The organism is Pseudomonas sp. MWU318 (assembly GCF_016756945.1).
Taxonomy (GTDB): Bacteria; Pseudomonadota; Gammaproteobacteria; order Pseudomonadales; family Pseudomonadaceae; genus Aquipseudomonas; species Aquipseudomonas putida_A.
Map to the genome: position 1 here is coordinate 282,442 of NZ_JAESJL010000002.1, position 11,205 is coordinate 293,646.

General features: G+C 61.6%; 13 protein-coding genes. 1 reads left to right on the forward strand and 12 read right to left on the reverse strand.

All coding sequences use genetic code 11. The features are described 5' to 3' along the window. Window positions 1–244: 244 nt before the first annotated feature. From murB to JN524_RS05315, 8 genes are all read right to left on the reverse strand, one after another. Window positions 245–1,264 (reverse strand): UDP-N-acetylmuramate dehydrogenase, encoded by a 1,020-nt coding sequence (murB, locus tag JN524_RS05280; RefSeq protein ID WP_202368733.1) that lies wholly within the window; start codon window positions 1,262–1,264, stop codon window positions 245–247. After that, window positions 1,261–1,725: a low molecular weight protein-tyrosine-phosphatase gene (locus JN524_RS05285; protein WP_016986041.1), complete on the reverse strand. Its 465-nt coding sequence runs from the start codon at window positions 1,723–1,725 to the stop codon at window positions 1,261–1,263. The genes murB and JN524_RS05285 overlap by 4 nt, the downstream gene beginning before the upstream one ends. Beyond that, a complete protein-coding gene (kdsB, locus tag JN524_RS05290; protein ID WP_202368734.1) occupies window positions 1,725–2,489 on the reverse strand; it encodes a 3-deoxy-manno-octulosonate cytidylyltransferase in 765 nt (254 codons plus the stop codon). Before kdsB ends, JN524_RS05285 begins: the two co-directional genes overlap by 1 nt. Next, window positions 2,486–2,671, reverse strand: a complete 186-nt coding sequence (locus JN524_RS05295; RefSeq protein WP_003174668.1) for a Trm112 family protein — start codon at window positions 2,669–2,671, stop codon at window positions 2,486–2,488. Before JN524_RS05295 ends, kdsB begins: the two co-directional genes overlap by 4 nt. Window positions 2,672–2,692: 21 nt before the next feature. Then, window positions 2,693–3,703, reverse strand: a complete 1,011-nt coding sequence (gene lpxK / locus JN524_RS05300; protein WP_202368735.1) for a tetraacyldisaccharide 4'-kinase — start codon at window positions 3,701–3,703, stop codon at window positions 2,693–2,695. Further along, window positions 3,703–4,131 carry an ExbD/TolR family protein gene (locus JN524_RS05305; RefSeq protein WP_103369230.1) on the reverse strand — a complete coding sequence of 143 codons (429 nt, stop codon included), beginning with the start codon at window positions 4,129–4,131 and terminating at the stop codon, window positions 3,703–3,705. The genes lpxK and JN524_RS05305 overlap by 1 nt, the downstream gene beginning before the upstream one ends. Next, the gene (locus tag JN524_RS05310; protein WP_003227083.1) at window positions 4,128–4,763 is read right to left on the reverse strand and encodes a MotA/TolQ/ExbB proton channel family protein; all 636 of its coding nucleotides are present in this window, start codon (window positions 4,761–4,763) and stop codon (window positions 4,128–4,130) included. The genes JN524_RS05305 and JN524_RS05310 overlap by 4 nt, the downstream gene beginning before the upstream one ends. Before the next feature lie 111 nt (window positions 4,764–4,874). Then, window positions 4,875–7,088, reverse strand: coding sequence for a DNA internalization-related competence protein ComEC/Rec2 (locus JN524_RS05315; protein ID WP_202368736.1), 2,214 nt, complete (start codon window positions 7,086–7,088; stop codon window positions 4,875–4,877). Window positions 7,089–7,224: 136 nt separating this feature from the next. Here JN524_RS05315 and JN524_RS05320 point away from each other — a divergent pair, with 136 nt between their 5' ends. Beyond that, window positions 7,225–7,743 carry a DUF2062 domain-containing protein gene (locus JN524_RS05320; protein ID WP_007967571.1) on the forward strand — a complete coding sequence of 173 codons (519 nt, stop codon included), beginning with the start codon at window positions 7,225–7,227 and terminating at the stop codon, window positions 7,741–7,743. Between the two features lie 80 nt (window positions 7,744–7,823). Here the strand turns inward: JN524_RS05320 and JN524_RS05325 are convergent, their stop codons facing one another. The 4 genes from JN524_RS05325 to JN524_RS05340 all read right to left on the reverse strand — a co-directional run bounded on the left by JN524_RS05325 (window position 7,824) and on the right by JN524_RS05340 (window position 10,992). After that, entirely contained in the window at window positions 7,824–8,603 is a 780-nt protein-coding gene (locus JN524_RS05325; RefSeq protein ID WP_098965044.1) for an ABC transporter permease, read from the reverse strand. After that, window positions 8,600–9,532: an ABC transporter ATP-binding protein gene (locus JN524_RS05330; RefSeq protein ID WP_027612335.1), complete on the reverse strand. Its 933-nt coding sequence runs from the start codon at window positions 9,530–9,532 to the stop codon at window positions 8,600–8,602. Before JN524_RS05330 ends, JN524_RS05325 begins: the two co-directional genes overlap by 4 nt. A gap of 133 nt (window positions 9,533–9,665) precedes the next feature. Beyond that, entirely contained in the window at window positions 9,666–10,289 is a 624-nt protein-coding gene (locus JN524_RS05335) for a glutathione S-transferase family protein (protein ID WP_202368737.1), read from the reverse strand. Window positions 10,290–10,332: 43 nt separating this feature from the next. Next, entirely contained in the window at window positions 10,333–10,992 is a 660-nt protein-coding gene (locus tag JN524_RS05340; RefSeq protein WP_202368738.1) for a transglutaminase-like domain-containing protein, read from the reverse strand. Window positions 10,993–11,205 lie beyond the last annotated feature (213 nt).

An 11,205-nucleotide genomic window follows, 5' to 3' on the forward strand; every position in this document is an offset into this window, starting at 1 on the left:
AGGCCCTTCTTGAAAGCGGGGCCGCTACGCGCCCCAGCGGGAGCAAGCTCCCTCGCCACAGGGTCATCGCTGACTGATATGTGGTTGGCACAGGCTCTCTTGTGCCGACGCGAACGTCTGCACCGGGCCTTTGGTGGAGCAAATGACGGTTATCGTTAGCTGGCTAAGTTAACCCACCGTTAACAAAAAAGCCCTGCACTTTTTGTTCAGTGCAGGGCATTGGATACCGACCTGAAGCGTAGCCTCAATAGCGGTTCGGCTCCATTTCCAGCTCGACATTGAAACGTTCGGCAATATCTTTCTGGATGCGTTGCGCCAGATCGAGCAACTGCAGACCGGTCGCGGTGCCGTAGTTGACCAGCACCAGCGCCTGCAATTTATGCACGCCGGCATCGGCCTCACGGAAACCTTTCCAGCCAGCGCGCTCGATCAGCCAGCCGGCGGCCAGTTTCATCTGCCCGTCCGCTTGCGCATAAGCCACCAGATCCGGGTGCTGCGCCTTGATCTGCTCGACCAGCGCCGCTGATACCAGCGGATTCTTGAAAAAGCTGCCGGCATTGCCGAGTACCGCCGGATCCGGCAATTTTTCGCTGCGGATACTGCAGATCGCGCGACTGACGTCGCTGGGTGTCGGTTGCTCGATGCCTTGCTCGGTCAGGCGCTGACGCACCGGGCCGTATTCCAGATGCAAGTGGGCAGCTCGATCAAGCTTGAAGCGCACGCGCAGGATCAGCCAACGCCCCGGCTGTTGCTTGAACAGACTGTCTCGGTAGGCGAAGTTGCATTCTTCCAGACTGAAGTCGCGCAGCTCGCCGGTCTGGCGATCCAGCGCGGTCAGCCCGGCGAACACATCCTTGATCTCGACGCCGTAGGCACCGATGTTCTGCATCGGCGCCGCGCCAACAGTGCCGGGGATCAGGCTGAGGTTTTCCAGACCGGAAAAACCCTGCGCCAGCGTGTGCTGCACGAACGGATGCCACGGCTCACCGGCTTCAGCCTCGATCACCACGCGGTTGCCGTCGTCGCTGATCAGCCGAATGCCACGGCTGGCCATGCGCAGCACCAGCGCCGGAATGTCTGCTGTCAGCAGCAGGTTGCTGCCGCCGCCGATCACCAGTAACGGCAGATCATGGGCACTCGCATAGGCAAGGGCTTCGCGCACGTCGGCGTCGCTGTGGGCCTCGGCGAACAACTGCGCGCGAACGTCGACGCCGAAACTGTTGAACGGTTTCAGCGAAACCTGTGATTGAAGCTGCAAACTCATAACCGGCCCTTCACTTCGATCAACAGTTGATCACACGCTGCCTCGATCAGGTCCAGCACCTGCTCGAAGCCTTGATCGCCGTCGTAGTACGGATCCGGCACTTCATCGACCACACCGGCATAACGCCGCAGGAACAGGTCCAGCTCGGCCTTGCCAGTGGACGGTTGCAGCGCCTTGAGGTTGCGCAGGTTGCTGTTGTCCATGGCCAGAATCAGGTCGTAACTGGCGAAATCGGCGCGGCTGACCTGCTGCGCGCGTTGCGCCGACAGGTCATAACCACGCACTTTGGCTGCAGCCTGGCTGCGCTTGTCCGGCGGATTGCCGACGTGCCAGTCACCGGTGCCGGCGGACGCCACTTCGACCTGATCCGCCAGCCCCGCTTCGCGCAATTTGTGGCGCAGCACGCCTTCAGCAGTGGGCGAACGGCAGATGTTGCCCAGGCACACGAACAGAACGCGCATCAGGCCTCCAGCAGGCGACGAACGCGCTCGAGGTCTTCAACGGTGTCGACGCCGGTTGGCGGCGCGATCAACGCGTCGGCGACATGAATCCGCACGCCATGCCACAAGGCACGCAGTTGTTCGAGGGATTCAGTGTTTTCCAGCCAGCACGGGCCCCAGTTCACGAAGTCCTGAAGGAAGCCGGCGCGGTAGGCGTAAATGCCGATGTGGCGACGGTACGGCACGCCCTCCGGCAACTGCTCGCGGCTCTTGGCGAAGGCGTCGCGTGCCCACGGCAAGGTGGCGCGGCTGAAGGTCAGCGCCAGACCGTTGAGGTCGCTGACGACCTTGACCACGTTCGGGTTGAACAGGGTTTCGACGTCTTCGATCGGCTCGGCCAGGGTGGCCATGCGCGCTTCGGTGTGGGCCGCGAGATTGGCCGCGACCTGATCGATCACACTTGGCGGGATCAGCGGCTCATCACCCTGCACGTTGACCACGATCGCGTCCGGCGCAAGGTCCAGTTTGGCGGCGACTTCCGCCAGCCGATCGGTGCCGGAGTTGTGATCTTCACGGGTCAGCACCACTTCCGCGCCGAACACTTTGCAGGCCTCGACGATGCGCGCATCGTCGGTCGCGACCACCACACGGCTGGCGCTGCTTTTGCTCGCCTGCTCCCAGACATGCTGGATCATCGGCTTGCCGGCGATGTCCAGCAGCGGTTTGCCTGGCAGGCGGGTCGAGGCGTAACGCGACGGGATGACAACGGTGAAAGCAGTGGTCATTTATCCAGACGCTCGTCAGTGGTCAGGGTGCGCGCTTCGCTTTCGAGCATCACCGGGATGCCGTCGCGGATCGGATAGGCCAGGCCGGCGCCCTTGCTGATCAGTTCGGTCTTGTCGGCGCTGAGCTTGAGCGGGCCTTTGCAGATCGGGCACGCGAGGATGTCGAGCAATTTGGTGTCCATGAACATTCCCTGGATAAAGAGTTAAGGCAAAAGACGATCGGGCAACAGGCGCATCAATTGGGTGTCGAACCAGGCCACGAAGGCCGGTGACGGCACGGCATCGACCGCCAGATACCACCAGTCGTCTGCTGCGAAGGCACGGCACTTCACCGCGTCCTTTTCGGTCATCACCAACGGCAATGACGGTGTGAAATTCAAGGCCTGCACGCTGTATTCGGCGTGGTCGGCAAACGCATGGGGGACTGCTCGCCAGTCTAGCGCTTCGAGGGTATTGAAGAAACGTTGCGGATTGCCGATCCCGGCCACCGCGTGCACCGATTGACCGGGCGCAAAATGCGCCAGCGGCTGGCGCTTGCCGCTGCGCAGATTGACCAGTGCGGTCGGCTGCAGGTGAAAGGCGAAGCCGTCTTCACGATCCGCAGTGGCACCGTTGAACAGCACGCCATCGACGCTTTGCAGGCGCTCGATCGGCTCGCGCAACGGACCGGCCGGCAGGCAGCGCTTGTTGCCCAAACCACGGGCGGCGTCGATCAGCACCAGCTCCAGATCCCGCGCCAAGCGGTAATGCTGCATGCCATCATCGGAGAGGATCAGGTCCAGCGGCTCACTGGCGAGCAAGGCTTTGACCGCTGCGCTGCGATCAGGGTCGATCATCAGCGGCACGCCGGTGCGCTGCACGATCAACAGCGGTTCATCGCCGGCGACGTCGGCGCTCTGCTCGGCGGTGACCCGCCACGGCAGTTGCGGCGGTTTGGCGCCGTAACCGCGACTGACCACGCCAACCCGCAGACCGGCGCGTCGGCAATGCTCGATCAGCCACAAAATCATTGGCGTCTTGCCGGTGCCGCCGACGGTGATGTTGCCGACCACGATCAACGGTACCGGTGGCTGATAGATCTGGCCTTCACCGTCGAGAAAGCGCTGACGCTTGTTGACCACCACGCGGCGGTAGAGCATTTCCAGCGGCCGCAGCAGCGTCAAGGCCGGATGCCCCTGATACCACGCGGCGAGCAAACGATCGGACAGGCTCATCAGGATTTGGGCGCCGCCTCAACCGTGGTCATGCGCAGATGGCTGAAACCGAGCTTGCCGGCCGCGTCCATGGCGGTGATCACCGATTGGTGTTGGGTCTTGCCGTCAGCGCTGATCGACAACGGCATGTTGGTGTCACCGTTGGCTTCTTTCTGCATGGCTTCCATCAGCGTCGCCAGGTCATTTTTCGGCAAAACCTTGTTGTTCACCGAAAACACGCCTTCGGCGCTGATCGCGACGTCCAGTTGCTTGAGCTGCTGGTCTTCGGCCGGCGATCCGCTGACCGATTCCGGCAGATCGACGCGCAACTGGGTTTCGCGGGTGAAGGTGGTGGTCACGACGAAAAACAGCAACAGGATGAACACCACGTCGATCAGCGACGCGAGGTTGATGTCGATCGTTTCCCGGGGTTTGCGACGGAATTTCACGCTTTGTCCCCGGCCAGATCGACGTCACGGTCGCCCTGCACCACTTCGACCAGTTTGATCGCTTCCTGCTCCATGCCCACCACCAGCTCATCGATGCGGCGTTGCAGGAAACGGTGGAAGAACACCGACGGAATACCGACCATCAGGCCCGCAGCGGTGGTGATCAGTGCCTTGGAAATACCGCCGGCCAGGACCGAGGCGTTGGTGGTCATGCCGGAACCGGTGAAGGCGCTGAAAATGTCGATCATGCCCAATACCGTGCCCAACAGGCCCAGCAACGGCGACATGGCGGCAATCGTGCCCAGCGCGTTGACGTAGCGTTCGAGCTCGTGAATCACCCGCGCGGCGGCTTCTTCGATGCATTCCTTCATGATCTCGCGACCATGCTTGGAGTTGGCCAGGCCCGCGGCGAGGATTTCACCCAGCGGCGAATTGGCGCGCAATTCCTTGAGTTTTTCTTTATTGAGCTGCTTGTCCTTGATCCAGACCCAGACCTGACCCAGCAGATGCTCGGGGGTGACGCGGCTGGCGCGCAGGGTCCACAGGCGCTCGGCGACAATCGCCATGGCCGCGATGGAACTCAGAATGATCGGCAACATCATCCAGCCGCCGGATTTGACCAATTCCCACACAGTGACAGTCCCCTCGAAAAAGTGCGCCACTTTACCATACCGGTTGGCGATTAAGACCCGCTGCCCCGACGACCTGATGCCACATTCGGCGATCCCGCGATCAATGGTGTTTCAACGCCAGAAACGCCGTTGTTGACGCATCAACCACGGCGCCTGAAAGCTGCCCAGACGCAAATGGATGGCGCCGTGCTGCGCGCTGTCATAGATGCGCAACCCTTGCTGGCGGTAACGCGCGAGCACCAGCGGGTGTGGATGACCGAACGAATTGCCCTGCCCCCGGGAGATCAGCACCGAATGCGGGCGTAATGCCCGCAGCAAAGCCATCGATGAGGAACTGCGGCTGCCGTGGTGCGGTGCTTGCAGCCATTGCGTCGGCACCGCCAACGGACTCTCCAGCAGAACCCGTTCGGCAGCCGTGTCGATATCACCGGTCAGCAGCAGACGCTCGCCATTGGCCTCGATCTGCAACACGCAAGAGCGCTGATTGCTGTCATGGGCCGCCGACCATTGCCACAGCTGAAAACTGACGCCGTCCCACTGCCATTGGCGCCCGCTTTCACAGGCCTCGGCCCGCAGGATGGCGGGCAGGCCCGGCGGATCGCCGCTGATCACCCGCGTCACTTTCAGGCCCCGCGATACTGCCAGCGCACCACCGGCATGGTCGGCATCGGCATGACTGAGCAGCATCAAATCAATGCGCTCGACCCCCAGTTTGTGCAGCGCCGGCAGCACCACCCGCTCCCCCAGATCGAAATCGCCGAAGCGTGGACCGGCGTCGTAGAGCAACGCGTGATGACGCGTGCGGATCAGGATCGCCAAGCCCTGACCGACATCGAGCTGCCAGATGTCGGCCAGTCCCTCGGCCACCCGCTCGCGAGGCGGCGCCAGCAGAATCAACAGCAACGGCCAGCCCAACGGTCGCAACGGCACCCCGCGCGGCAACAGCAACAGCAAGGCGCCGAGACTGCCGAGCAGCAAAACCCACCACGGCAGCGACGGCGAGATCCACGCCGGCCAAGCCCCGGCGATCAGCGACAAGCCGCGAAACAGCCAGTCGATCAAACCACCGGCCAGCCACAACAAGCCTGCACCGACGTAAGGCACCGGCAACAACAGCGTGCCGAGCAGCGCCGGTGGCAGCACCAGCAGACTGACCCACGGCACCGCCAGCAGATTCGCCAATGGCCCGCTGAGGCTGATCGGCAGGTTCAGCGCCAGCAACACCGGGCACAGACCCAGCGCAATCAGCCATTGCGCGCGAGTCCAGGTCTGCCACCATTTCCACGCGCCGAGCCGCCCGCCGAAGGTGAAAATCAAAATCCCCACCGCGGCGAACGACAACCACAAACCGGGACGCAGACTGGCTAACGGGTCGAACAACAGCAATGCATCGAATGCCAGCAACAGCGGCCACCACGCGCCGAGATGGCGAAAGCGCAGGCGCCACAACAACATCAGCCCGACCATCACGCAGGCCCGTTGCACCGGCACATCAAACCCGGCGAGCAAGCCGTAACCGAGCGCGGCGGCAAACGCCAGCCCACAGGCCCAAGGCAGCCAGGGCCAACGCAGCGGCCACAGTCCTAAACGCGCCAGCCCGGCGACAAGCAGATACATCACCGCCGCCAACATCCCGATGTGTTGACCGGAAATCACCAGCAGATGCACGGTGCCGGTGTCTTGCAGAATTTGCCAGTCCTCGCGACTGAGCCCGGAGCCGTCGCCGAGCACCAGCGCCGCCAATGCACCGCCCCGGCCCTGGGCATCGACTGCCAGCAAGCGCTGCCGAATGCTGTCGCGCCATGCCCAATTTGCCTCGGCCAGGCGCTGACCATCCTTGATCGTGCCGGTCGCGCCGATGCGTTGCGCCAACAGCCAGACTTCGTAATCGAAGGCGTCGGGATTGAGCAAACCACCGGGGCGTTTGAGCTTTACCGCCAGGCGCCAGCGCTCGCCGCAGTTGAGCGGCGGCCCGGCGTACCACGCCAGACGCAGCAAAGACGGCAGTTTCTCGTGTCGCGAGCGAGCATCGGCCAGCTCGAAACGCACCACGCCGTCGCTGGTTTGCGGCAAGCCGACCACCCGTCCTTCGACCCAACGGGTTTCGCCGTCAAGCGCTGCGGGCAGACGATCATTCAACGCCCATTGCGCACTGACGCACGCCCAAGTGAAACCGAACAACAGAAACGCCAGGGGATAGCTGCGAAACGGCAGCAACATCAGCCCCACCAACGGCAATAACATCATCAACCCGACCGGCGGTAAAACCGGCAAAAAAACCGGAACCAGCAGACCGACTGCCAGCGCCATCATCCCTGTGCGCATAAGCCCGTCCTTGAGAGTTCGTGCATTAGGCGTAGCTGGTACGAAGGCGGGTCGTCGTCAACAATTGTCACAAAGTCTGAATGGGCGCTTCGTAGAATCCAGACATACTTGCCGCCTTAACCGACCGAGAAGCCTTATGCCCCGGCGCTTATTCAAACGTTACATGCCCGATCCGACGAGCATCAGGGAACACAAATCCTTACGCTTTCTCGGCAAGTTGCTGCATGACCCGAACCTCTGGCACCTCAATCGTCACTCGGTGGCCCGGGCGATGGCCGTCGGCCTGTTCGCCGCGTTCCTGCCGATTCCGGCGCAGATGCTGGTGGCGGCGGCACTGGCGATCACCGTGCGCGGCAACATGCCGATTGCCGTCAGTCTGGTCTGGCTGACCAACCCGATCACCATGCCAGCGGTGTTTTTCTGTACTTATCAGGCCGGAGCCTGGTTGATGAATGTGCCCGCCCGCACCCTGCCCGATTCGTTGACCTGGGAATGGATCAGCGGAGAGTTGTCGACCATGTGGCAGCCGTTTTTGCTGGGGTCGGTGGTATGCGGACTGCTACTCGGCATCCTCGCCTACTTCACGGTGATGCTGTATTGGCGTTGGTGGGTGGCGCGGCAATGGGCGCGGCGCAAGAAAAGCCGTATGCGCTGAATGCAAAACGGCCTCCGCAGTGGGAGGCCGTTCAGTTTTGTGTTGTCTGCATTCGCGAGCAGGCTCGCTCCCACATTGGATCAGGTCCGCATCCCGCGCCCACTCACCAGCAGCCGCGCGCAACCGAGGTACAACACCACTGTCGCCACCAGCATGAAGGTGATCGCGATGCCGATGCGGATATCCGACACCCCGAGAATGCCGTAACGGAAGGCATTGACCATATGCAGCACCGGGTTGGCCAGCGACACGGTCTGCCAGAACGGCGGCAGCAAGGTGATCGAGTAGAACACGCCACCGAGGTAGGTCAGCGGGGTCAGCACAAACGTCGGGATGATCGAAATGTCATCGAAGTTGCGCGCAAACACCGCGTTGATGAAGCCCAGCAGCGAGAAGATCGTCGCGGTCAAGATCACCACCAGCAAGGTCACGCCGAGGTGATGCACCTGCAGATGGGTGAAGAACAGCGACAGAATGGTCACGATCACCCCGACCATCAGGCCACGCAACACGCCGCCAATGGTGAAGCCGATCAGAATCGTGTGCGGCGACACCGGCGAGACCATCAGTTCCTCGATGGAACGCTGGAACTTGCTGCCGAAGAAACTCGAGACCACGTTGCCGTAGGAGTTGGTGATCACCGACATCATGATCAGCCCCGGCACGATGTACTCCATGTAACTGAAGCCACCCATGCCGCCAATCTGCTTGCCGATCAGGTTACCGAAGATCACGAAGTACAGAACCATGGTGATCGCCGGCGGCAGCAGGGTCTGCGGCCAGATCCGCGTGAAGCGTTTGACCTCGCGATAAACGATGGTCTGGAGGGCGACGAGGTTGGGGCGGAACTCGGAACTCATACCGCCACCTTCGACAGATTTTTCTCCACCAGGGACACGAACAGCTCCTCGAGGCGATTGGTTTTGTTACGCAGGCTCAGCACTTCGATGTTCTGCTGCGCCAATTGGGTGAACAGCGCGGTGATGCCCATGGATTTGTCGACCTGGACTTCCAGGGTATGGCCGTCGAGCAACCGCGCGGGATAGCCGATCAGTTGCGGCGCGGCGTGCAAGTCGTTTTTCAGATCCAGCAGGAAGGTCTCGACGTGCAGCTGGCCCAGCAGCTGTTTCATGCTGGTGTTCTCGACGATGGTGCCGTGGTCGATGATGCCGATGTTGCGGCACAACTGCTCAGCCTCTTCCAGATAGTGCGTGGTGAGGATGATGGTGATGCCTTTCTGGTTCAGCTCGGTGAGGAACGTCCACATCGAGCGACGCAGTTCGATGTCGACGCCAGCGGTCGGCTCATCGAGGATCAGCAGGCGCGGCTCATGCACCAGGGCGCGGGCAATCATCAGTCGGCGTTTCATGCCGCCGGACAGCGAACGCGACGGCACATCGCGCTTGTCCCACAGGCCGAGCTGGGTCAGGTACTGCTCGGCGCGTTCCTTGGCGATCTTCGCCGGGATGCCGTAGTAACCGGCCTGGGTCACGACGATGTCGAAAGTCTTTTCGAACTGGTTGAAGTTGAATTCCTGGGGCACCACACCGATCGAGCGCTTGAGCGCGGCGGGGTTCTTGTCCAGGTCATGACCGAAGATATTCACCGTGCCGCTGGTCTTGTTGACCAGGGTCGAGAGAATGCCGATGGTCGTGGATTTGCCGGCGCCGTTGGGGCCGAGCAAGGCGAAAAAGTCACCTTCGGCGACGTCCAGATCGATACCACTCAAGGCCTGGAACCCGTTGCCGTAGGTTTTGGTTAGCTGCCGGATGGACAGAGCGGAACTCATATCGGATTTACGCACCAAGAAGGGAAGAAAAGGAAAGATTGGGCCGGGCGGCGAACAAAACAACCACGGCGCATGAGCGCAATGGTGCTTGCCGCCGCCACACAAGTACAGTCAAGAGTGTCGATAGTTATTATCAAGTCAACGCGGTCATGACTGCTTTCTGATAGGCCGGACGCTGCTTCAGCCGTGCGTACCAAGCCTGCAGATGCGGCTGCGCGGCACGTTCGATCGGCATCTCGAACCAGGCATAAATGAAACTGCCCAGCGGAATATCGCCCATGCCGATTTCGCTTCCGGACAGGTACGGCTGGCTGGCGAGGGCCTGATCGGCCATGGCCAGCAGCGTCGTGCACTCCTTGATCGCTGCATTGATTGCCGGCCAGTCCTGCTGGTCCGCTGGGGTACGCAACACGCCCCAGAACACGGTGCGGAACGGCCCGGCAAAACTCGAGGTGGTCCAGTCCATCCACTTGTCCGCGATGGCCCGGGCTTGCAGGTCTGCCGGATACCAGGCGCTGTTCGGTGCATGCCTGGCCAGCAGGTAACGCACGATGGCATTCGATTCCCACAGCACGAAGCCGTCATCCTCGATCACCGGCACCCGGCCGTTCGGGTTCATCGCCCGGTATTCAGGCGTGTCGACCACACCGAAGGCGCCACCGGCGTCAATCGCCTCGTAGGCCAGGCCCAGCTCCTCGGCGGCCCACAGTGGCTTCCTGACATTCGATGAGTTTTTCCGTCCCCAGATCTTCAGCATGACCACCTCTTTTCCAATGCGTGGGCAGGCAGCATACGCCGGATCAGACCCGACTCAAATCGCTCTGCATATCGCCCAAGACCTTCGCCTGATGTTCGCCGAACAGATGCGGGTAGCACTTTTTCAAGTGCTCGAAGAAGAACCGCTCCGGCACATCGACGAACTGACCATGATCGACCAGATACTCCATCAACAGCGCGCCGTCACGGTTGTATGGGTGGAAAACGCTGTCACTGATGCCGTCAAAGTCCAACGGTGCGACGTTGAACAGCTCGCAAAGTTGCTGATTGAAGGCCGGCGTGGCCTTGACCCAACGGTCATTGAGGAACAGCTCGGTGTAGCCGTGCATGGCAAACACATCGCTGCGCAGCAGTTCCAGCAGACGCGGGGTCGACAGGTGATTCTTGACGTCGGCCAGACCGATGCGTGCGGGAATGCCGCAATGCCGTGCGCACCCGGCCAGCAATGTGGCCTTGGGCACGCAATAACTTTCCCCGGCCGCCAGCGCATGACTGCCGCACAAGGTTTGTGGGTCGAGGCTGAAGGTATACGGGTTGTAGCGCACCGCTTCGCGCACGGCGTAATAGAGACTGATCGCCTGCGCGAGCGGGTCGCGGCTGGCACCACGCTGTTGTTCGGCGAACTCCACCACCGCCGGGTGGTCACTATCGATGAAGCGGCCGGAACTCAGATACTCGCGCATGACGATGTTCTCCTGGGTGAGCCCCGAGTCTAGCGACAGCTCAAGCACAGAGATAACGACGTTTCGGCCAAACATGCACGCGAAGATGCGGGAACGGCGAACGATTTCCCACGGGTGTTGCCCACCGAACCTACGAAAACCATCCGGGGTTTCCCACAAGTTCAATCACCATGTTCTGACCACCCCGTTTTACAGATGCCGTCTAAGCTCTGG

Coding starts and splice junctions, on each gene's coding strand:
- JN524_RS05330 (WP_027612335.1), bottom strand. CDS start 9,532: ATGAGTTCCGCTCTGTCCATCCGGCAGCTAACCAAAACCTACGGCAAC.
- JN524_RS05285 (WP_016986041.1), bottom strand. CDS start 1,725: ATGCGCGTTCTGTTCGTGTGCCTGGGCAACATCTGCCGTTCGCCCACT.
- JN524_RS05335 (WP_202368737.1), bottom strand. CDS start 10,289: ATGCTGAAGATCTGGGGACGGAAAAACTCATCGAATGTCAGGAAGCCA.
- JN524_RS05340 (WP_202368738.1), bottom strand. CDS start 10,992: ATGCGCGAGTATCTGAGTTCCGGCCGCTTCATCGATAGTGACCACCCG.
- JN524_RS05295 (WP_003174668.1), bottom strand. CDS start 2,671: ATGGACACCAAATTGCTCGACATCCTCGCGTGCCCGATCTGCAAAGGC.
- murB (WP_202368733.1), bottom strand. CDS start 1,264: ATGAGTTTGCAGCTTCAATCACAGGTTTCGCTGAAACCGTTCAACAGT.
- JN524_RS05325 (WP_098965044.1), bottom strand. CDS start 8,603: ATGAGTTCCGAGTTCCGCCCCAACCTCGTCGCCCTCCAGACCATCGTT.
- JN524_RS05315 (WP_202368736.1), bottom strand. CDS start 7,088: ATGCGCACAGGGATGATGGCGCTGGCAGTCGGTCTGCTGGTTCCGGTT.
- kdsB (WP_202368734.1), bottom strand. CDS start 2,489: ATGACCACTGCTTTCACCGTTGTCATCCCGTCGCGTTACGCCTCGACC.
- lpxK (WP_202368735.1), bottom strand. CDS start 3,703: ATGAGCCTGTCCGATCGTTTGCTCGCCGCGTGGTATCAGGGGCATCCG.
- JN524_RS05320 (WP_007967571.1), top strand. CDS start 7,225: ATGCCCCGGCGCTTATTCAAACGTTACATGCCCGATCCGACGAGCATC.